The sequence below is a fragment of the Tenacibaculum mesophilum genome, assembly GCF_003867075.1.
Classification (GTDB): domain Bacteria; phylum Bacteroidota; class Bacteroidia; order Flavobacteriales; family Flavobacteriaceae; genus Polaribacter; species Polaribacter mesophilus.
Genome location: NZ_CP032544.1, coordinates 626,774 through 649,411, shown reverse-complemented (window position 1 = coordinate 649,411; position 22,638 = coordinate 626,774). Strand labels below are relative to the sequence as shown.

Annotated in this window: 21 protein-coding genes and 1 riboswitch; of the genes, 8 read left to right on the top strand and 13 right to left on the bottom strand. The window is 30.9% G+C overall.

All coding sequences use genetic code 11. The features are described 5' to 3' along the window. Positions 1–2 precede the first annotated feature (2 nt). On the bottom strand, positions 3–1,232 hold the full coding sequence (locus D6200_RS03015; RefSeq protein WP_073183913.1) for an ABC transporter permease: 1,230 nt from the start codon (positions 1,230–1,232) through the stop codon (positions 3–5). A 2-nt stretch (positions 1,233–1,234) separates the two neighbouring features. Next, positions 1,235–1,939: an ABC transporter ATP-binding protein gene (locus D6200_RS03010; protein ID WP_073183911.1), complete on the bottom strand. Its 705-nt coding sequence runs from the start codon at positions 1,937–1,939 to the stop codon at positions 1,235–1,237. A 149-nt stretch (positions 1,940–2,088) separates the two neighbouring features. Between D6200_RS03010 and D6200_RS03005 the strand changes: the two genes are divergently transcribed. Next, positions 2,089–2,502: a thiol-disulfide oxidoreductase DCC family protein gene (locus tag D6200_RS03005; RefSeq protein ID WP_073183909.1), complete on the top strand. Its 414-nt coding sequence runs from the start codon at positions 2,089–2,091 to the stop codon at positions 2,500–2,502. 63 nt (positions 2,503–2,565) lie between these two features. On the opposite strand, the gene D6200_RS03000 is transcribed toward D6200_RS03005, so the two are convergent. The 3 genes from D6200_RS03000 to D6200_RS02990 form a co-directional block, all read right to left on the bottom strand. Beyond that, a complete protein-coding gene (locus D6200_RS03000) occupies positions 2,566–3,651 on the bottom strand; it encodes a YncE family protein (RefSeq protein ID WP_073183907.1) in 1,086 nt (361 codons plus the stop codon). Between the two features lie 4 nt (positions 3,652–3,655). Then, positions 3,656–5,536 (bottom strand): TonB-dependent receptor plug domain-containing protein, encoded by a 1,881-nt coding sequence (locus D6200_RS02995; protein ID WP_073183904.1) that lies wholly within the window; start codon positions 5,534–5,536, stop codon positions 3,656–3,658. Positions 5,537–5,567: 31 nt separating this feature from the next. Further along, positions 5,568–5,763, bottom strand: a riboswitch (cobalamin riboswitch). Between the two features lie 9 nt (positions 5,764–5,772). Continuing rightward, positions 5,773–6,711: an ABC transporter substrate-binding protein gene (locus D6200_RS02990; protein ID WP_073183903.1), complete on the bottom strand. Its 939-nt coding sequence runs from the start codon at positions 6,709–6,711 to the stop codon at positions 5,773–5,775. A 101-nt stretch (positions 6,712–6,812) separates the two neighbouring features. On the opposite strand from D6200_RS02990, the gene D6200_RS02985 reads away from it, so the two are divergent. From D6200_RS02985 to D6200_RS02960, 6 genes are all read left to right on the top strand, one after another. Beyond that, positions 6,813–7,316 (top strand): bifunctional adenosylcobinamide kinase/adenosylcobinamide-phosphate guanylyltransferase, encoded by a 504-nt coding sequence (locus D6200_RS02985; protein WP_047788714.1) that lies wholly within the window; start codon positions 6,813–6,815, stop codon positions 7,314–7,316. A gap of 3 nt (positions 7,317–7,319) precedes the next feature. After that, positions 7,320–8,357 (top strand): nicotinate-nucleotide--dimethylbenzimidazole phosphoribosyltransferase, encoded by a 1,038-nt coding sequence (gene cobT / locus D6200_RS02980; protein ID WP_073183900.1) that lies wholly within the window; start codon positions 7,320–7,322, stop codon positions 8,355–8,357. 2 nt (positions 8,358–8,359) lie between these two features. Next, complete coding sequence (locus D6200_RS02975; protein ID WP_125064363.1) at positions 8,360–9,130, top strand: adenosylcobinamide-GDP ribazoletransferase; 771 nt, start codon at positions 8,360–8,362, stop codon at positions 9,128–9,130. Then, entirely contained in the window at positions 9,115–9,642 is a 528-nt protein-coding gene (gene cobC / locus D6200_RS02970; protein ID WP_073183898.1) for an alpha-ribazole phosphatase, read from the top strand. Before D6200_RS02975 ends, cobC begins: the two co-directional genes overlap by 16 nt. Positions 9,643–9,654: 12 nt before the next feature. Then, positions 9,655–10,767 (top strand): ABC transporter substrate-binding protein, encoded by a 1,113-nt coding sequence (locus D6200_RS02965; protein ID WP_073183896.1) that lies wholly within the window; start codon positions 9,655–9,657, stop codon positions 10,765–10,767. A 140-nt stretch (positions 10,768–10,907) separates the two neighbouring features. Beyond that, complete coding sequence (locus D6200_RS02960) at positions 10,908–11,318, top strand: DUF6896 domain-containing protein (RefSeq protein WP_073183894.1); 411 nt, start codon at positions 10,908–10,910, stop codon at positions 11,316–11,318. Between the two features lie 46 nt (positions 11,319–11,364). Here the strand turns inward: D6200_RS02960 and D6200_RS02955 are convergent, their stop codons facing one another. From D6200_RS02955 to D6200_RS02920, 8 genes are all read right to left on the bottom strand, one after another. Next, positions 11,365–11,973 carry an alpha-ketoglutarate-dependent dioxygenase AlkB family protein gene (locus tag D6200_RS02955; RefSeq protein ID WP_073183892.1) on the bottom strand — a complete coding sequence of 203 codons (609 nt, stop codon included), beginning with the start codon at positions 11,971–11,973 and terminating at the stop codon, positions 11,365–11,367. A gap of 132 nt (positions 11,974–12,105) precedes the next feature. Next, a complete protein-coding gene (locus D6200_RS02950) occupies positions 12,106–13,302 on the bottom strand; it encodes a hypothetical protein (RefSeq protein WP_073183889.1) in 1,197 nt (398 codons plus the stop codon). Between the two features lie 84 nt (positions 13,303–13,386). Next, complete coding sequence (locus D6200_RS02945) at positions 13,387–15,834, bottom strand: M1 family metallopeptidase (RefSeq protein WP_073183887.1); 2,448 nt, start codon at positions 15,832–15,834, stop codon at positions 13,387–13,389. Between the two features lie 103 nt (positions 15,835–15,937). Then, positions 15,938–18,670 carry an IPT/TIG domain-containing protein gene (locus D6200_RS02940; RefSeq protein ID WP_073183884.1) on the bottom strand — a complete coding sequence of 911 codons (2,733 nt, stop codon included), beginning with the start codon at positions 18,668–18,670 and terminating at the stop codon, positions 15,938–15,940. 81 nt (positions 18,671–18,751) lie between these two features. Beyond that, the gene (locus tag D6200_RS02935; protein WP_073183882.1) at positions 18,752–19,303 is read right to left on the bottom strand and encodes a DUF4252 domain-containing protein; all 552 of its coding nucleotides are present in this window, start codon (positions 19,301–19,303) and stop codon (positions 18,752–18,754) included. A gap of 57 nt (positions 19,304–19,360) precedes the next feature. After that, the gene (locus D6200_RS02930) at positions 19,361–19,876 is read right to left on the bottom strand and encodes a DUF4252 domain-containing protein (protein WP_047788704.1); all 516 of its coding nucleotides are present in this window, start codon (positions 19,874–19,876) and stop codon (positions 19,361–19,363) included. Between the two features lie 40 nt (positions 19,877–19,916). Further along, positions 19,917–20,387: a hypothetical protein gene (locus tag D6200_RS02925; protein WP_047788703.1), complete on the bottom strand. Its 471-nt coding sequence runs from the start codon at positions 20,385–20,387 to the stop codon at positions 19,917–19,919. Further along, positions 20,374–20,883: an RNA polymerase sigma factor gene (locus tag D6200_RS02920; protein ID WP_073183879.1), complete on the bottom strand. Its 510-nt coding sequence runs from the start codon at positions 20,881–20,883 to the stop codon at positions 20,374–20,376. The genes D6200_RS02925 and D6200_RS02920 overlap by 14 nt, the downstream gene beginning before the upstream one ends. 158 nt (positions 20,884–21,041) lie before the next feature. Here D6200_RS02920 and D6200_RS02915 point away from each other — a divergent pair, with 158 nt between their 5' ends. Next, on the top strand, positions 21,042–22,490 hold the full coding sequence (locus tag D6200_RS02915; RefSeq protein ID WP_073183876.1) for a S41 family peptidase: 1,449 nt from the start codon (positions 21,042–21,044) through the stop codon (positions 22,488–22,490). Positions 22,491–22,638 lie beyond the last annotated feature (148 nt).

The following is a 22,638-nucleotide window of genomic DNA, read 5'->3' as shown; positions in this document are numbered from 1 at the left end:
AATTAGTCTGCTCTTAGTGCTACAATTGGTTTAATTTGTGCTGCCTTTTTTGCTGGTAAATACCCTGCAATTAATCCTGATAAGATTAAAATAATAGTAGCTCCTATTACAATTCCCGGACTTACACTTGGGTCTTTTATAAAGTATTTTTCTAAACTATCTCCAATAGCACTTAAAATATAGGTTCCTAAACTTAAACCTAAGTACCCTGCTATGGTTGTTATTAAAATAGACTCTTGAATTACCATACCAATAATTGATGCAGGTTTTGCTCCTAAAGCCTTACGAATTCCGAATTCTTTTGTACGCTCTTTAATAACAAAAATCATAATATTACTAATACCAATAATTCCTGCTATTAAAGTTCCAGAGCCTACAAATATGACAATAAAGTACAACGCAAACATAAATTGGTTGATTCCTTTGTTTGCTTCTGCCATATTTCTTACGGATAAAGCACTTTGGTCATCAGGGTGAATGTCTAACTTTTTACGTAAATCTCTTTCTAGTCGATTACCAAACGTAATAGCCTGATCTAAATTTAAATCTGGATTATACCCTATATTAATTTGACTGATATAATCGTTATTTCCGTATAGTTTTTGTGCTGTTGTTACAGGCATGTAGGTTAATCGTTCTTCATTATCTCCTCCTTTATCTGAAAATATTCCGACTACTTTATATGAAATTCCATCAACGTTTACCCTTTTTCCTAAAGCTGGTTTTTCTCCAAATAAGTCTTGCTTTACAAGTCTACCAATTACAATTACTTTAGATTTGTCTTTTAAGTCTAAGTCGTTAATATACCTTCCTTCATCAATAATTGTTTTTTCTAAAAATTGATGATCTGGATGGACTGCTCTTAACTGATAGTTATTTTGATTGTTCTTGTAGGTAATATTTACACTCTTGTATATTCTTGCCGTTAAATGTTGAATTTTGTTTTCATACTCATCTTTAACGTAGTCAAAATCTTTATTTTTTAACTGAATTCTTCTTCCTGTTTGTAATCCTTTATAAGGTTTGGATGTTTTCCATACTCTTACAAACATAGCATTGGTTGCATCGTCTACAAAAGCTGTTTTAAACTGATTTTGTAATCCAGATACAATTCCAAATAATAGTGTAAACAATAAAATTGCAAAAGCTACCGTAAATCCTGATAAAACCGAACGCAGCTTATTTTTACCAATACTTTGAAATATTTCTCTCCAGCGATCTAAATCAAACATAATTAAATTGCTTTTGCTTTATTCGTTGCTGTTTTTGTTAACTCATCGCTAATAATAACACCATCTTTTAACCGAACAACTCTATTAGTTTGTTCTGCTACTTCTTCTTCGTGTGTAATTACAAAAACAGTCATACCTTCATCGTTAATTTCTTTTAATAAATCCATTACCGAATCGGTTGTTGTAGAATCTAACGCTCCTGTTGGTTCATCTGCTAATACAACTTTTGGCTTGGTAGCTAAAGCTCTTGCAATTGCTACACGTTGCTTTTGACCTCCAGAAAGTTCATTTGGTAAGTGATTAGCCCATTCTTTTAACCCTACTTTTTCAAGATATTCTAAGGCTATTTCTAATCGTTCTTTTCTACCAACTCCTTTATAGTATAATGGTAATGCTACATTTTCTAAAGCTGTCTTATAAGAAATCAAATTGAATGACTGAAAAACGAATCCTAAAAACTTATTACGTAATACTGCAGCTTTCTTTTCATTTAAGTTTTCTATCAACTGTCCGTTTAAGTAGTAGTTTCCTTCATCATGTGTATCTAATAAACCTACAATATTTAATAAGGTAGATTTCCCCGATCCTGAAGACCCCATAATTGATACAAATTCGCCTTCTTTTATATGTAAATCTAATCCTTTTAAAACATGAAGTGAGTCTTTTCCTATAGGATAAGATTTGTGAAGATTTTCTATTCGAATCATAGTGTTAGTTAATTTTTAAGTAAAAAATAAATACTAATTCTTCTAATCTACTAATAAATTATTGTTAAATCATTATTTACTTTCTTACAAGACGCTTAATTTTGATTTATGTTACAAGTTAACACTTAATTTTTTGAAAAAAATTAAATATGAACAATTTACCTAGTAATAAAAAAGTGATTTTATTTGATGGTGTCTGTAATTTTTGCAACGATAGTGTGCTAAAAGTTATAAAATATGATGTTAAAAATCAGTTTGTTTTTACTTCTCTTCAATCGGATATAGGAAAAGAAATAACACAATATTTAGGGATAGACACTTCCAAGGTTGATTCTATTATTTTATACGAGCCAAATGTTGCTTATGATATTAAATCTACAGCTGCGCTAAAAATTATGAATGCTTTTGGTGGAGTTTGGAAATTAACGCAATTTTTTTTGATATTTCCAGAGAGTTTTAGAAACTTAGTATACGATTACATTGCTAAAAATCGCTATAAATGGTTTGGTAAAAAAAATGCCTGTATGGTTCCTTCTAAAGAAATACAAGAAAAGTTTTTATAAAAAACAAGCTCACCAAATTGGTGAGCTTATTCATAGCAATATTTCCCTTTTCTAGGGGACGACTTAATTAAAATAAATTTTTGAAGCTCCTACTCCTACTTCTGTTGAATATATTTTATTCTTAGTATTAATATCATACACCATTAACTCACTTACTTCTTGAAATTCATATTCAGCAACAAATAATTGATTATCTCTTACATTCATTCCATAAATAACTCCTACATCAATACCTTGTTCAGCTAACTCATTTGCTGTCTCTTTAATACCGTAAACTTTATCTGTATTTCCTTGATAATAATATATTTTGTTATTAGAATATGCTAAATATGTAGCCCTTTTATTTTCAGGAAAAGCTAATTCTTTGATTATTGTATTATCAGTTGTATTAATAATAGAAATTGAAGAAGGAGTATTTTTAGTAGCTTTATAGTATGGAGCTGGTCCATATTCTAAAGGTTTACCTTCAGACAAAACAATTAAATTACCTGTAGCATCAAAAGCCATATCATCAGGATTATCTTTTACTGTTATTGTTGATACTACATTATTATTATTTAAATCTACTACAGAAACAATGTTGTTTGATGACCAACCTCCTTTATGTGAGATATATAATTTATTACCTTTATTTACAATTTGCTCTACACCATTAGCTAGTGAAATTGTATTCTCTTCAATAGTATTAGTTTCAATATCTATAATAGCTACATAATCATCATTCTCATTTGCACCATCACCCCAGTTTGTAACATATCCTTTTCCATTTACAATAGTCATATATCTTGGATTGTTTAACCCTGTTGTAATTTGTCCCTTCTTTTTAAAAGTATATCTATCTGCAATTACAATCATATTAGCATCATTTAAAATGATATAAGCATCTGTTTCAGAAAAAGCTATTGATTGAATTAATCCTGCTAACAATGCTCCATTTTTACCTGCATAAATAAAATTTTGTGACTCAGATAACTCATTATTCACGTAAGAAATAAATCCATCTTTATTTCCATAAAGTCCTTCTCCACTTACAATAACTCCATTATCGTATTTGTCTCTAATTACTTCAACTATTTTATCTTCACTAGAACAAGAGATAAGTACTATACTTATTAAAAAAAGTTGTAAAAGTAGTTTTGTTATTTTCATTGGTTTAAAATTTATAATTTAAATTGATATTAAAATTTGTTCCTGGCATAGGACGCAAATTTGAGAAATAATACACTTCATTAAATATATTATTAAGCATGAATCCTATCGTTGGAAGTTTTGATTGTTCTCTAGATAACTTAAAGGTTACTCCTAAGTTTTGAACATTTACCGATTTTACAGAATAAGTTTTTGAGTTTGTTGGGTTTGTATATACACTACTTTGATATAAACTTTGTATAAAAATTTTCATCCTTTTATAATCATATCCCACATTAAAATTTAATAAATGCTTTGGTGCAAATGGTAATACTTTTCTTGTTTCTATATTTTCCGCTAACGTAAACGTATAATTGGAAGAGAAGTCAACTATATGTTCTCCTATCTCTTTCTTAAAACTCACATAAGTTTCAATTCCTTTATTAACCACATCACCTACATTTCTTGGTCTCCACAAATTGCTGCCACCTGTTGGTAACCAAAGAATTTTATCATTAATATGGATATAAAATAATGTAGATGTTATATTTATATTTTCATTTTTAAGAGAAGCTCCCAATTCCCCTTGTTTTGAATTTTCTGGTATTAAGTTTAAATTTCCTACTACAGGCCAATACATTTCATTATAAGTAGGTACTCGATAATTTGTTGAAAAATTGGCTAGGATGTTTAATTGATTAGCTAATCTATATTCTCCTCCTACGAATAAAGACAGAGGCACATTAAAATCTGAATTAATTTCTTTTCTAACTTGTAAATTCGTTATTAATTTTTCAGTAGGTTGATATTTAACACTTCCTACAAAAGCAACTGAATTTCTTATTTCAGTACCTATATCAGAACTACTGCCGTTTATATTTTCATAAATAGTTTTGTAATTAAACGACAAAACATTAGATGGTCTATAAGTTAAAGAGTGGTTTATAAATACATTTTTTGACTTTCCAAATTCAAAATTTTCAACATCCTTATTCCTATAATAACTATACTTTTGTGTTAGATAGGCTAAGTTTAACTCCTGTTTAAACTGTGACGAAAACGCATACTTCCATTGTAATAAATTTCGTTCATTGAAATCTTCATTTCGTTCGCTACTCGCAGATGGATTTGGGAAACCGTTGGAAAAAAAACGATTTCCATAGTAAGCGGTCGAATAAAACGATAAAGTATTTGTAGGAGTAAACTTATAACCTATGACAAAATTAATTCCGTAGTTTTTGTAATTACCATTTTCATTAGTTAGTAGGTTTCCATAATCATCTTTATACCGCTCATCAATATATGTGTAATCATTATCGGAATAATTAAACGTAGAAGCTAATTTTATACTCCACTTATCTGTTCCTACTGAGCTTTTAAAAAAATTAGACGTTGTATTGTAACTTCCGTAAGAAGTAAATAATTGAAATTTTTGATGCTCTTTAAACAACAATTCATCTTTCAAGTGTACCGTACCACCAATGGCACCAGAACCATATTCAGCACTATTTCCTCCACTTTGAACAATGATATTATCATTCAAACTTGCAGATAATGAATTAAAATCTGTTTGTCCGCTTCCTACAGCATTTATAGGTATTCCATTCCATAACACCAATGTATTTGAAGCCGATGTTCCTCTAAAACGAGCGGTACTCACACCTCCATTTCCATAATCTCTAAAAGCTATTGGACTATTATATCGTAGAAGGTTTGTTAAGTTGATAGGGTTTTTTGTTTGTTCTTTTATCCCAATCTTTAATTCTTTTGTAGCAATGCGTTTTTTTTCTACATTTCTCTTCCCGTTAACTATTACCTCTTTTAATTTGTTAATAGCTATTGTATCTTTTTGAGAAAAAAGATTAATCGTAAAAAACAGTATAAATATTATTGTTATTTTCTTCATTATACATTAAACTTTTATCCCGAAAGTTTTAATTAAATTATAATAATTGGCAGGTCTCCTGGCTTGCGTCTTGTAACATACCTTCCCATTAAAAAAACAGTGGTTTGAGTATTTGTTACAAGCTTAATAGCTTACAGTTGCGGGAACAGCTTCGGTTTTACACCGAATTCCCTTTTAATTCTCTTTAATAAGATGATTAAAGAAAAACCAAAAATCACGGCAAATGTATAGTATTCTTATAAATTAGCAACCATCAAATCATGATAATTTGCGAATTTTGTTTGTAAGTTTTCTGGAAGGGTATAATACGCTGGATGAATCATTTTTGCCAAACATTCAATTCCTTCCACCAAAGTACCAGCAGAAGATTGTGTAAACATGGCAAAGTCGGCAATATACACTTGTTTATTTTTTACCGCTCTCAAAGAGGTCCACTCTTCTCTTTCTTCTAAAAATTTCATATCTTCAAGAGTTCTATCAATTCCGTATCCGCAAGGAGCGATAATCAATACCTCTGGATTGTATTTTACAATTTTATCCCAAGAAATTACAATACTATCTCCTGATGGATGCGATAACAAATCAATTCCTCCAGCATAGCCTATTTGATGAGGAATCCAGTGCCCGCAGTTAAACAACGGGTCTATCCACTCTAATAACATCACACTTTTCGATTGGATTCTATGTTCACGTTGCACATCTACAATATCATAAATACGTTTTTTCAATCCACTCACATATACCTCTCCTACCGCTTCCTGCTTCATCGCTTTTGCAATGGTTAACGCATTCTCAAAAACGTCTTCTAAAGAATTGGGAGTAATTGATATTAATTCTGGAACTTTAGGTAATTTATAAGCTGATTTTGCCACAGATTCTGTATCTATCTGGCAAACATCACATACATCTTGTGTAAAAACAATGTCGGGTGCGATACTTTCCAAAACAGGTTCATCAACATAGTACAACGTCTTTCCTTCTGCCTTGGTTTTAGAAAAAATAGCCGTTATTTCTTTACTCGTTAACACTTTTCCTTCCAACTTATATCGAACAGCTACTTCTTTTTCTTGTAAAGCTACTTCTGGACACTCAAAAGTAATTCCGTTTAAATAGTTCTGTAAGCCCATGTCATAAATCATTTGGGTTACTGCTGGCATAAAAGAAGATACTGTCATAATTCGTGGTTTTAGTTCAGCAAAAATAAACAGTTCTCTATTTTAATTTGTTTTTTATTAAAAATCTTTCCAATCTTTGTGTCAATATAAAATACGATTTCATGATATATTATATCTCAGGAGGTGAACGTTCTGGTAAAAGTAGCTATGCTCAAAAGCTAGCCGAATCTTTATCTGACACCCCTATTTACCTAGCCACCTCTCGTATTTGGGATGAAGATTTCAAACAACGAGTTGACAGACATATTTCTGATAGAGATGAACGTTGGACCACTGTTGAAGAAGAAAAATGGTTAAGTAACGTAATTTCTGAAAAACAAACTGTCGTTGTTGATTGTGTTACACTATGGTTAACGAACTTCTTTGTAGACACAAAATATGATATTGAAAAGGCGTTAGAAATTGCCAAAGAAGAAATCAATAAATTGGTTGGAATAGACGCCAATATTATCATAATTTCTAATGAAATTGGTATGGGATTACATGCCAATTCCGAATCTGGAAGAAAATTTACACAACTACAAGGCTGGACAAATCAACACATAGCTAAACTAGCTGATAAAGCTACTTTTATGGTATCTGGACTTCCTTTAACTTTAAAATAACACATGACAACAACAATAACTCCTCTATCAAAAGATTTACAGAACGAACTTCAAGAAGAAATCAACTTCAAAACCAAACCTATTGGTGCTTTAGGAAGTTTAGAAAAAATCGCCATGCAAATTGGTTTAATTCAAAATACCACTACACCTGTACTCTCAAAACCTACTATTATGGTTTTTGCAGGAGATCATGGAATTGCTACCACAGGAAAAGTGAGTCCGTACCCACAAGAAGTTACGCAACAAATGGTGTTTAACTTTTTGCAAGGAGGTGCTGCTATTAATGTGTTTTGTAAACAGAATAACATTCATTTAAATATTATAGATGCTGGTGTGAATGCTGATTTTGAAACACATCCACAGCTTACCAATGCCAAAATAGCAAAGGGAACACAAGATTATAGTACTACCAAAGCTATGACTTCAAAACAATGCCAAGAAGCTTTAGAAAAAGGAAGACAATTGGTAAGAAAGGTGTATAGTGAAGGTTGCAATGTTATTGGTTTTGGTGAAATGGGTATTAGCAATACGTCATCTGCGGCTTTGTTAATGAGTTATTTTACCAATACACCTATTGAAAACTGTGTAGGTAGAGGAACTGGAGTTGATGATAAAGGACTACAAACAAAAATCGACATATTATGTGAAGTCTATAAGTTACACGCCGATTCTATTTCAACACCTATGGAAGCCTTAACTGCTTTTGGCGGATTTGAAATTGTAATGATGTGTGGAGCCATGTTAGAAGCTGCTTCTTTAAAAATGACTTTACTTATTGATGGTTTTATTGTTACTGCTGCCCTATTGGCCGCTCATGCTATGGAATCTGATATTTTAGACTATTGTATTTTCTGTCATAATTCAGGAGAACAAGGACATCAAAAAATGTTAGAATTTTTAAATGCTGAACCACTTTTAAACTTAGGTTTACGTTTAGGTGAAGGCACAGGTTGTGCGGTTGCATTTCCTATTATTCAATCGAGTGTAAACTTTTTAAACGAAATGGCTACTTTTAAAAGTGCCAATGTTAGCGAAGCCTAGTTATGATAAAAAGACAAATCCATTATTTTTTAACTGCTGTATTGTTTTTTACACGAATTCCGTGTCCTAAATGGGTAGATCATTCTCCTGAAATACTCAACAAAAGCAGTCGCTATTTTTCTTTAGTAGGAATTGTAGTCGGAAGCATTGCAGCATTAGCCTATTTTGCTTTTTCTTATATTTTTCCTACGGATATTGCTATTGTAATTAGTATGATTAGTTCTATTTGGATTACAGGAGCTTTTCATGAAGATGGATTTGCCGATGTTTGTGATGGTTTTGGCGGCGGATGGACCAAAGAAAAGATTTTAACCATTATGAAAGATTCCAGACTCGGAACTTTCGGAGTAAGCGGTTTGGTCTTTATCCTAGCTATAAAGTTTTTAGCTCTATATCATTTACAAAACCTATCTATTGATTTAATTTTAGTAATTATCTCAGGACATAGTATTAGCCGATTTATCGCTACGGTTTTATTGTATACACATGACTATGTAAGAGATATTGACAGTTCTAAAATAAAACCAACCACCAAACAAATGAGTAGTAAATCGCTACTCATATCAGCTATTTTCGGAGTAGTTCCCTTATTTTTCTTTCAAAACCCAATGGTGTTTTTAGTATTACTTCCCTTATTACTTACCTATTTGTATATGGGACATTTCTTTAAAAAATGGATTGGTGGTCAAACAGGAGATTGTGCGGGTGCTTTGCAACAAGTAGCTGAAATTGTTTTTTATCTAAGCCTACTCGTCTTATGGAAGTTATTTTAGTACGACATACCACACCTGATATTGCCAAAGGTATATGCTATGGTCAAGCAGATATAAAGGTTGCGACTACTTTTGAAGAAGAAGTGAGCGATATTCTAAAAAAAGTTCCTGTGAATGATCCTGAAGTTACCTATTACAGCAGTCCCTTACAACGCTGTAAGCTTTTGGCTGAAAAACTTTCATCCACAGTAATTTTTGACAACCGATTGAAAGAACTCAATTTTGGTGATTGGGAGCTACAAAAATGGAACGATATTGATAAGAAAGAACTCGATATTTGGATGAACGATTTTGTGAAAACGCCTGCTAAAAACGGAGAATCTTATATCGATTTACACAATAGAACCACCGATTTTTTAACCGAATTAACAACCAAAAACCATCAAAAAGTCGTGCTTGTTACCCATGCGGGTGTAATGAGAAGTCTTTGGTCGTATATGAATGAAATTCCCTTGGAAAAATCATTTGAATTAAAACTAAATTACGGAGATACTCTAACCTTCCACTTATAAAAACATCTTACTATGAAACGTTATTTACTTATTTTTTCTTTATTCCTTCTGTTTGCACAGTGCAAGCAAAAAACTAAAAAAACTACCGAAAAGAAACCTGCTAAAAGCACTGTAAAATATGCCAAAGGGTTTGATATTATCTTAGAAAACGAAGTGAAAAAATTAGTGATTAAAAAAGCTTTTCAAAGCTCTCACGACCTATATTCTTATACGCTTACCGATAAAACCGACCTTTCTAAAAATGAAATTAAAGTTCCTATCGAAAAAATGGTGGTTACCAGTACTACACATATTCCGATGTTGGAACTTTTGAATGCTGAAAACACTATTGTTGGTTTTCCGCATACCAAATATATTTCTTCAAAAAAGACAAGAAATAGAATTGACGAAGGTTACATTGTTGAATTAGGCTTGGAACAAGACATGAACACTGAAAAATTGATTGATATGGAGCCTGAATTAGTGGTTGGTTTTGCTTTGCATCCAAATACGAAACTATACCAAAACATCAAGAAAACAGGAATTCCTGTCATTTTTAATGGCGATTGGTTGGAAGAAACTCCGTTAGGAAGAGCGGAATGGATTAAATTTTTTGGGGCTTTATACGGAAAAGAAAAGGAAGCAGATAGTATTTTCAACAACATAGAAAAGGAATACCTAAAAGCGAAAGAAATTGCTAAAAACAGCGATAAACAGCCTACCATTTTATCTGGAAGTATGTTTAAAGATGTATGGAATATTCCTGCGGGTGAAAGCTTTATTGCGACGTTTTACAACGATGCAAACTTAAATTACTTATGGAAAGACACGAAAGGAACAGGTAGCTTACCTCTAAGTTTTGAAAGCGTATTGGAAAAAGGACAACACGCTGATTTTTGGTTTAACTGTGGCTTGTATGCTACCAAAGAACAGTTAACTACCGCAAACATTCACTACAAAGAGTTTGATGCGTTTACCAATAACAAGATATTTTCTATCGGGCATAACAAAGGAGAAACAGGTGGTTTAATTTACTTTGAACTCTCTCCTGTACGCCCAGATTTGGTATTAAAAGATTTGATAAAAATTACACACCCTAATTTGTTACCAGAATACGAATTGACTTTTTATAAGGAAGTGGAGTAAATTTTTTAATTATGAATTATGATTTACGAATTTTGAACTGACTAAAAAGAATTAGTTTACATTTATTATTAATTATAGACTATAATAAAACTGTTAATAGTTAATATGAGTCATAAAAACGAGCTTTTAACATCTATAAAATGACATTACAAATACTAACGGAGGCTATTAAAGAGTATAGAAGAGAAGGAATTGAACTAATGGAACGACTGGGAAAGAAGTTTGGTTATGATATTTCTATTAAAGAGCAATATGAAGAACTTATTAGGAAAGGGAATTCAAAAGTTCCTAGAAAAGGACAACTTTCACAAAGGGTTAATTATGCTTTTCACGGTGGAGAATGTCATTTTCATAAAAAAAAGACTCAACAAAATATTGAGGTTATACTCACCAACCCTCCAAAATTTGGAAAAATTGATTCTTGGTTTTTAAAATCATTTTTAGATAGTACTAAAGAATATTCAGAATTGACTAAGAATATAGATTGGAAAGAATTGAAGTTAATGGTAAATGAGTTATATAAAACTGGTAAAATAGAAGAAATAAAATAAATGTAAATAAAGATAGGAAGCTCAAAAGATAATTGTTTTTTTTACCCTATCTCGCAATCGTTCTAAACGTTAAGTTTATCCGTGGTCGGTGGACTTTTTTTGTAGGTGGTAATCGGTGTAGCCAATGAGTTTGTGTTTCGTCTTTCATTACCAATAACGAACCGTGTTCTAATACTTTGTACACCGTTTCTTTCGTCTGTTTGTGTTTAAAACCAAAACGTCTTTCTGCTCCAAAACTCAACGACGCAATCGCTCCGTTCTTTTTTAAATCTTTTTCCCCATCACTATGCCATGCCATTCCTTCAGAACCATCGTGATATAAATTCAACAAACAAGAGTTATAGGTTTCATTGGTTTCCTTTTCAACTAATTCTTTTAACGCTAACAATTCTTTCGTAAACGGTAACGCTATTTTGGTAATGTTTGAATACGAATATTCAAAGGGTTGTTCTGCGTACCAAGCTACTTTTCGTTTGGTTACCATGCGTTTTCCAAAAATAATAGCTTCGTCGTTACGCCATTCAATAGAATTTAATAAAGCTTCGTAATAATGGTCTGCTAGTTCCTTAGATAAAACTATTCCATAGTAGTTTACTGTTCCATCTTTTGGAAGTAAGTTTTTAGGAGTATCGTCAAATTGTGAGAATAAATCCATCGTTGTAAAAATACGACTAAATAATAAACGACATAGCGAGGAGCAACAGCGACGTGGCTATCTCATCATTTAGAAAAAGATTCCTTCATCCCGCTCCGAAGTTTTGGAAACGGGATTCGGAATGACGATGTCTTAATTTCTAAACTTATTTCGTGTGATAATATGTTTGAGCTTCTGTTTTAAGTCGGTTCCTGTATCGTATACCATTTGCTCGTTAGAAGGAAACGCTACCGAAGTTTCATCTAGTAAATCTATAAACGATTTATCCAAAGCTCTTCTGTCTCCATCATAATCAGCATAAATATGTTCAAAAATAAACTCACTTTGTATAGGAAAACGATGTAATAACTGATTTGTTCTATTGTCAATATATTTTACAACACCTGTAACTTTACTACTCTTAAATTGTGTAAACTTATAAAAGTTACAACGTATTCTTTTAAACTTATCTACTTTTATTTTGTTTCCTAAACTGTCTTTTACATAGTTTCCGTTATTATCTCTTAAATACTTAAAACCATCTTTTATACGTCGTTCTTTAATAACTTCTTTTTCGTGTACTTGTTCAGGAGAAATTAAAATATCTGTAAAATCTAACTCTAAATCAAAATCATAACGAATATTTCTATCCTTTTTAGCGTGATATTGTGTCCATAAATCATTCAATCCATAAGTATCAATCGCTAATAAATCTCTTTCTAATCTTTTTGGAATTATTTGATCTGTTCTATTTCTAACAGAAACATGTACATAATCAATTCCTTTAGCATGTGCTTCTTCTATTAAGTTTCTTGTATCTCTATAATTAGGACTAATATTGTCCAAGTGTCTTAATTCATCAAAAGCTCTTCTATAGTTAATTTTATTTCTATATCCTTCATTTAGCAAGGCTACACCATTTTCGTACAAGTAACCAGCATAGTTTTCTTTTGCCGCAAGAATTTCATCAGTATAATTAACAAGTTTAAACTTGGCATTTCTACCAGAAGATAAAATTCGTAATGGCAATAATGGTTTTATTCGCTCTTGTCTGTTGTTAAGACGTTGATACAATGTATAAATTGTTTCAAAGTTTTCAGGGTTTTGCTCTTTTTCTAAAAAAGAAATTCTATCTAAATCTCTATCTGTTGCTTTTCTAAAAGCTTCCTGAAGCATTAGCACATGAGGTTGATTCTTTTCTTTGGTTTTATTCTTAGCTAATTTTTCAATAGATAATGAAATTGCCTTCTCATAGTTACCAGAATTAAGTGCCTTTTCAGTAGTTTTTACACTACTACAAGATGCTAGTACTAGTACTGATAAAACAAGTAGTAAAGTAGTTTTTCTCATAAAGTTTAAGTTTCGCAAGAAAATTCAATTATTGTGCCAAAACTAAGTATTCTTTTTAACTTAAACTTTATGAAACTATACTATTTATTCAAGTAGCTTCGCCATAGCTATTTGAATAACTTTAAGATGCTTTTCTTTATTTGATGGCTTGTTAGTTTTTTGCATTTGAGCCATTTGACGTAACAAGTTAACTCCTACCTGATCAAAGTTATATTGTTTGTATTGAAGTCCTTTTGCTACAATATCGTCTGATAGGTTTTGAATAGCCTCTGTATTATTACTTTTTCCAATCTTATCAAATGCTTTTTTATACAATGATTGAATTTTCTTGTTTGGACTTAAAAACATTCCAGACATTACATTACTTGCTATGAAACTTAACTCTTCATCATCGTTTTCTTCTAAATAAATACGTGTTAATGGTGTTGCAATAATCTTTTTTACTGCTAAAGGCAATGTTTTTGATTTTTGAATGGCTAACTGCTTATCGATATAATACATTCCTACCAACGACTTTCCTAATACAGAATATGATTTACTTTCTAACCCTTTTTCAAACACCGGTTTTAATGCTGGATCTGTTAACTTTCCTAACGTTTCAATTGCCGCTGCTTGTACCAACGTTTTTGGATCGTTTTGAGCTATTTTCATTATTTGATCAATCACATTCTTTTTTGAATATTTATTGATTAAATTAATGTTCTCCAAGGCTAAAATCCTAATCTTATAAAAATCGTTATTCAGAGCGTCTGCAACGGCATTAAACGCTTTTTTATCATCTTGATGTTTTGCTACTTCTAACAAAGCTTCTCTTTTATGCACGTAGTTTTGAGCATATTTTAATTGATGAATATAATCGCTCAATACTTTATTTTCGTTAATATCGCACAACAATACCCCGTCTGCATTTACTTGAATTAAATCTGGATGGTTTGTAAAAGGAAATGTAAATGACGCATCTCTTCCTTCAACAAACACGTTATGTCTTGTTCTTTTACTTCCTTCAAAAACATCAATAGCAAACGGAAATTTAAATTCATTAAGTTGAGATTGAATAATATTTACGGTTACTGTTTTTCTTAGTTTATTAAAGTCATAAGAAATAGATAACTTCGGGTGTCCGCTGTTAAAATACCACTGATTGAAAAACCAGTTTAAGTCTTTTCCACTTACTTTTTCAAATGCTAAACGTAATTGATGTGCTTCTCCTGTTCCGTACTTATTATCTGTTAAATACGTATTTAATCCTTCGTAAAAAGCTTCATCTCCTAAATAGTTACGTAACATATGTAAAATAGCGCCTCCTTTGTTATAACTAACCGCATCAAACATATCTTCTTTATCATCGTAATAAAAACGAACTAAATGTTTATCAAAATTTTGTCCGCTTTTATAACCTTCAATATCTTCAAACAAGTGTGCATCTGCCTCATCTTTTCCATATTTATACTCTAACCATAAATACTCGCTATAATTAGCAAAACTCTCGTTTACAGTTAAGTTACTCCAACTTTCGGTAGTTACTAAATCACCAAACCAATGATGAAAAGCTTCGTGTGCAATTGTGTTTTCTTGTACGTTTTCATCAATTAATTGTCCTGGTGTTTGATACGCTCTTTCCCCATGAATTACTGCTGTGGTATTCTCCATTGCACCACTTACATAATCACGTCCAACAATTTGTGCATATTTATTCCATGGATATTCAATTCCTGTAATTTTTGAAAAGAATGCTAACATTTCAGGAGTATTCCCAAAAATATCTTTTGCATACGGAGCATATTCCTTCTCTACATAATAATCTACAGGAATATCTTTGTATTTATCTTTAATAATCTCATATTCTCCTACTCCCATAAAAAACAGATATGGTGCATGTTTTTGAGTAAAATTCCAATAATCGGTACGAGTTCCATCAGCATTGGTAGTTTGTTTTTCTAATTTCCCGTTAGAAAGTGTTACATATTTTTGCGGAACAGTCATATAAATTTCCTGTGATGTCTTTTGGTTTGGAGCATCAATTGTTGGAAACCAACAACTACTTGCTTCGGTTTCACCTTGCGTCCAAATTTGAGTTGGTTTGTTTTTATCAAAACCTGTTGGATTGATAAAGTACAACCCTTTTGCAGATGTAATAGCTGCACTTCCTTTTTGTTTTACCCTTTCTGGTCGCGCCGTGTATTTAATATATAATGTAAACTCTTCGTTTCGCTTATAGGTACGAGGTAAGTTGATAATTAACTCATAGTCGTCATAATTATACTCTAGTGGTTGATTATTCATTGTTACTTTATGAATAACCATTGCTTTAGCATCTAACGTAACTTTATCTGTTTCATAAAAATGAGGTGTTAAGGTTACCCATTCTTCCCCATTCATTTCTTTTTCTTGAAAGTTAAAATCTACTTTTAACTTCGTATGAACTAAATTATGAACTTTATCTCTTTCAGCTCTATATACTTTATTTGATTGGGAAAATAAGCTTGCTGTAAAGAAAACAGCGATAAAAACAAGGAGTTTGTTAAATTTCATATGTTTTTGTTTAGAGTTCAAAAATATGAAATTCTATTGGGAGGCTTGTTAATGAGCCGTTAAAAAGAAAAAGCCACCAGATGATCTGATGGCTCTTATATACTTAATATAAATCTTTATTTATATAATATTTATTTAAGGTTTTATTATCATAGCCATATAAGTCTTTTCCTAAACCTATATAAAAGACTCCATCTTTAATATGTATAGAATTATCAAAGCCTTTAATTAGCATGGGGGTTTTTTCTTTCCAATTATTTTCTATAAAATCATATTCATATATTCTATGTTCTTTACCTCCATCTGTTAAACCTCCTATATAATAAAGTTTATCATTATAGTACTTTAAAGCTACATTTTGATATGTACCAAAATGATTCCTTGGTCTTCCTATATAATTAAATTGTTTTGTTATGATATCAAAATAGAATACTTGTCCTTGCCAAGGATTAACAAAAATTTTATTGTCTCCGTAAGTTACTGTTTCATAATTGTAAGTGTTAAATTTTTCTCTATAAATTTTTTCTTTTGTTTTTACATTATATTCATATAACTTACTATAATCCATACCGTAAAGTATATCTCCTATTAAGATTCCTTTATTAACAAGTATGTCATTTTTTTGACTAGTCCAACTTTTATTTATTATATCATATTTATAAATATATTCATTAAGAGGTAATATTAATTCAGCATCTGTAACTGTCAACACCCTTTCTTCTCCCATAAAAGTTGAAAAAGGAGGTGGATTGTTATCAATCATATCCCATTTTTCAGAACTGTGATTAAATTTAAAGACTCCTAAATAATTAATAAAATACCAATCTTTAAAATTTGATCCAGAAATACAAGTTCCTAAAAGGTTAATATTATCAAGCGTATTATTGATCAGGTTATGCGGCTCAACTCCTTTTAAGGTTGCTATATCAAATTTTTGATCTCCTACAGATCCTGTAATTTTTATATCACCTTCTAGTTTTCTGTAATAAGGAAATTTAAACTCAGATTTTGTAGGGCTACTCGATATATTTTCACAATTTTCTCCATTTGCTTTAATGGACAATCTTTCAATATTATCTCCATATACGATATAATTATCTTTTCTTGTAGCTTCATTTTTACTAACTGAATGTACTTCTGATTTCTCTATTTCATATTCTACTTCATTTGACTTTTGTCCACCAACCTCTACGTATAATCTATGTGTACCAGGAGTTGTATTAATTCCTAATCTAAATTTAATTTCGGTATTCTTTACTGTATATGAAGAATTATTAGGGTTTGTAACTAGCTCTCCATCTATATAAATTTTATTAATTCTGCCATATCCGAAGTCGTTTCCTTTAATAGTAACGTTATCTGCGTACATGTAAACTTTTTTATCTAATGAGTTAATTTGAGGTGGATAAATTTGTATCATAGAAGAGTCATATCCAAATTGATTTTCTAGTTCCACTTTTAATTTACCCTCTTCTTCCATAACAAAACTTGGGTAATATGTATTTAAATGTAACCACTCGTTTAAGGATATCTTTATAGCACCATCATCATCTATTTGATAGTTATTTCCATACTTTACAGGGGTATTTCCTATTTTTAAATTATTTCTATCAATAAAAGCATCTGTTTTAATAACAACTTCATCTGTAAAGTGATATTTTGGTTTGCCAAACTCTAAAATTTTTGGAGCTCTCATTTTTACTGTAGCTACATCTACAAAACCATTAATCTCAATTTTTAACTCTGGATTGGAGGTATAAAAATATCTGTTTACTAATATTTTGATTTCTTCTTTATTGTAACTTAATAAAGTTTGATTTGATCCTCCTATAGTTACTCTTGGAATTTCATTTCCTTGTTTAAAATAATTTCCTTTAATCGTAACTATATCAAAAAAACCTATTGTTTCAGGGATAGTAGAAATAATATATGGACTAGTAGTTTGATAAAAACTTTTCTTCTCTGTAATTCTATCTAAAACTTTTAACTTTAAATCTACTTTCCCTTTTGATAAACCCTTTGGTACTATAACCAATAAAGTATCTTTATAATCAGTATACTTAATTTCTGTTTTAATATTATCTAACCATAACTCTGATATAGAATGGTGTAAATTTTTACCATAAAGTTTTAATACTTCTCCTACATACCTTTCTTTAGACTCAATAGAATCTAATATAGGGGCGTTTATTGTATATATGTCTTTTATGTTTTTGGTTATTGCACAAGTTCTTACTCCTAAACTTAGGTTAGAAGTTTTTAAATATGGAGGGATAACAACTTTCATTATGGAGTCTGAGACTGAAAAAGGTCTATATCCTCCTCCATTGATATAAATTAGATTACGAAATTCAGAATCACAAAAATTTTTACCTTTTACTGTTAAAGTATCGTAAATAAAACCATTCTTAGGATAGATACTATCAATAACTATAGGTGTTGTAAAATTGCTTATAAATTCTAATGTATCACTAGTAATAATCTTATCTTTAAACTTTACAAAAGAAAAGGTTTTATAAATTGAGTCTTTTAATAACTTCTCTGTTATAGACGCATCAAAAAAACTTGACTGTAATCCTGTGTATTCTTTCTCATAGAATTCTTTTTTAGATTTTCTAAACCATTTTATTCCATAAGAAACAATGTTATCATAGCTAGTATTGTGAAACTCTAGTTCTGTCTTTGTACTTACTCCATTTATTGTATTATCGACAATATTGTAAGAACTAATTTTTACCTCATCAACTAAAGACTCTTCATTTTCTTCAGTGTCACACGATAATATACAAAACGTAATTAATGGCACTAAAAATAACTTTAAAGTAATATTTTTCATATAATTTTTTTGAAAATTTGCCAAATATATAAAAAAGCCACCAGGTAATCTGGTGGCTTTTTATATTCTTACTATTAATTTTTATTCTGTTTCTACTGATTTATCATCGAAAATCATTTTAAATTGCTTTAAATCTAAATTCCCTGCATCCATCTTAGCTTTTTGCATCATTTCCATAATCTTTCCAACATTCATGTTTTCTCCTAAAATTCGTGCAACTCCCACTCCCATTTCTTTTCCGTAACCAAAAGCTACGATTTCGTCAATAGCATCAGCATCTCCTGTGTAGTAAATTGCTGCATTCGCTCCATCTTTTTTGAATTTCATTAATTCTTTATAACTAGATTTTTTAAAGATAGCTTTCAGCTTTTCTTTTTCCGCCTCATAACTAGCTTCGTCTAAGTTCTTATAAGGAACTCCTGTAATATTTATTTTCTTTATGCTTTCATACGCTTCTTTATCTTGTTCAGATGCCTTATCCATACTTAACTGTAATACACTAGCGGGTACATCAAACGTAATAAAGCCTTCCTTTTCTTGGCTTTCTACCAAATAGCTTTGTAAAGATTCTGTTTTACAAGAAACTGTTACAAACGCTACTAGTAACATTGAGTATATAAATAGTTTTTTCATTGTTGTTAGTTTTTGATTAAAAGCAGCGTTAACTGGTTAACGCTGCCTTATTTGTTTTTATTTGTTCTTCTTTCCGTCTTTAGAAAACGTCTCTGCTAATTTTGACATTTTGTTGATGTCGATATTACCAGTTAACGAAACTATTACAGATTCTGGTGAGTTACCATTAGAATTTTTGTCTTTTACAAACATTAATACTTCGCTTACAAAGTCTTTGTTTTTTGTAGACTTCACATAGATTTTAACACGAGAATCTTTGTCTTTTACACGCATTAACTCTATTAAATTACTTTTTTTAATAGCAGACTTTACCATGCTTTCCATTTCAGCAGACACTTTTGCGCTTTCAGTTGAAAATACTTTTAATTCTTGTAAGTCTTGAATCATTTTAAAAACCTCCATTGCTTCATTATCTTCTGACTCTACTTTGAATTTAGATAAAATCTCAAAAGCATCTTTATTTACTACCACTGATGATACCTCATCTAGGTCTTCTAATTTATCGAACATTGATTGCCCGAAACTAACATTAGCTATAAATACGAATGCGAATAATAATATTACTTTTTTCATGATTTTCTTGGTTTATAAGTACTTGGTTTTACTTTCTTAATTAATTTACTGTGTTTATTACTTTGTTTACTGTTTCTTCGTAGGCTCCTAATTGTTCAATAGCATCATTTCCTTTTTTTAGGTTGTTTGAAACTGCATATAATGCATCGTTTCCTTTGTTTAAATTGACTGAAACTAGTTGCAACGCTTCTTTAATTTGTGCAAACTGTTTACGTTGTTGATACTTTTTGTACTCTTCATTACCCATGAATACACTAAATAGTAAGACTACTGACGCTGCTACTGATAACCATTTCCAGTTCTTCTTAGTTTTCTCAGGTTTTAACTGAATGGTTTTCGTAAAGGTTTCGTCTTTACTTTGTTTAAAATAGCCAAACATCATACTATATTCTTGCAAATGCGGTGCCACGTTGTTTGAGGTAAAATACTCTTGTAACGTTTGCTCTTCTTGCAATGTTGTTTCTGCGTCTAGGTATTTATCTAATAACTTCTCTATGTTAGCTAACTCCATAGTTGTTTTGTTTTATTAATTCTTGTCTTATTGCTTTTCTAGCTCTTGATAATGCTACTCTTACAGCTGTCGGTTTCATATCAACCATTTTACATATTTCATCAAAATCATATTGTTCAATATCTCTTAATTGTATGATTATTTTTTGCTGCTCTGGTAACTTCTCTATAAGCTCATGTACTCGGTTTACACTGTCTTTATGTTCTACTCTCTTTTCTAGAGGAGTGTCTTTCTCTTTATAGTTACTATGAACCAATGTTAAATTACTTGCTTGTTTAGACTTTAATCTGTCATAACAGTAATTCTTCGTCATGGTCATAGCAAATGCCTCTACATTTTTATAATTAGAGAGCTTCTCTTTATTTCTCCACAATTTAAAGTACAGCTCTTGTGTAGCGTCCTCAGCTTCTTCAGTAGAAACCAATAATCTTTTCGCTAAACGAAAGACTTTGTCTTTAAATGGTAATACAACTTTTAAAAAGTCCGATTGGTTCATGGTTTGGTTAATTAGTTTTGTAAGCCTATTAAAACAATTGCGTCTTATTTAACAGGTTTACATATCTACGACGACGCAGTTTCAAGTTTGTTACATCAATAATAAAAAAAATAATATTATTCAGTAAATTGCGTTGTTGTTACAACTAATATACTCTTATGAAATTATTAAAAGCATCCCTAATCATCTTTTTTTCAATACTACTTGTTTCATGTAGTGAAAAAGACGATGCACCCAAAAATATTGAAGTCCAAAATTTCGTTTGGAAAGGTTTAAACGCTTACTACTTATGGCAAGACTTAGTCCCTGACTTAGCTGACAGACGTTTTAATAACGATAATGAACTGTATAGTTATTTATCAACATATGACGATCCTACTAATTTATTTTACAGTTTATTGTACATGCCTAATGAATACCCTAAAGATCCTAACAGAACCTATTCATGGATTGTAGACGATTATATTGCATTAGAAGAATCTTTTGCGGGAATACGTCTTACAAGTGGGATGAAATTAGAAGGAGCTGACTATGCTGATGGTTCTGGAGGCTATTATATATATGTATACGATGTTGTTACTGGTTCTAATGCCGATGCACAAGGAGTTACTCGTGGAATGATTATTACTGAGATTAACGGAACAACTATAACCAGAAGCAACGTAAATGATTTATTAGATAATGATACATTCACTATTCATTTAGCTGATTATAATGGAGGAAATCCTGTTAGTAACGGAACAACTATTACAGTTACCAAATCTCAAGTAACAGAAAACCCTATAAAAGTTACCAATGTAATTACTAATGGTAGCCATACCATAGGGTATTTAATGTACAATCAATTCTCTAGAAACTTTGATGGAGAGTTAAATGCTGAATTTGCTAAGTTTCAATCAGCAGGTCTTACCGACTTAATCATCGATTTACGTTATAACGGTGGTGGTTCTGTACAAACAGCTACTTATTTAGGAAGTATGATTACCGGACAGTTTAACAATGAGTTATTTGCGAAACAAGTATGGAATCATAAAGTAATGGAGGTAACAAACCCAGATTTATTAATCAATAACTTTACTAATCAGATTTTAAATAAAGACCAACAAGGAAATGTAGTATTGGATGAAGCTATTAATAGCTTAAACCTAAATACTATTTACTTTATAGTTTCTGATGATTCTGCCTCTGCATCCGAATTAGTTATCAATGCACTAAAGCCTTATATTGATGTAAAGTTAGTAGGAACTCAAACTTACGGAAAGCATGTTGGTTCTATTACCTTATACGATTCTGACGATTATACTCGTAATGGCGATAACTTAAAGAGTCATACGTGGGCAATGCAACCTATCGTATTAGAAATTCAAAATAAAGATGGTGAAAATGCTCCTGAAGGGTTTATTCCTGAGGTTATCATTGATGAAGATCCAGGTAACTTAGGTATTTTAGGTGACCCTAACGAACCTTTATTACAAAGAACCATTCAATACATTACTACAGGAGCAAAAGGAGTACCTACCATGAAAAAAGGAGTTCAATTTTCTCCATCATGGAATTCAAATATGATGCGCCCTGATTATAACAATATGTATGTGGAGTTGAAATAAAGAACAAAACAATATAAAATAAAATCCAGCTTACTCAGCTGGATTTTTTAATACTATTTATTCAATAACCTACCATCTTATTACACACGACACTAGCATACGGTACCATTAGACACCATTGTCTTGTGATTAAAGACAGTACTGTCTG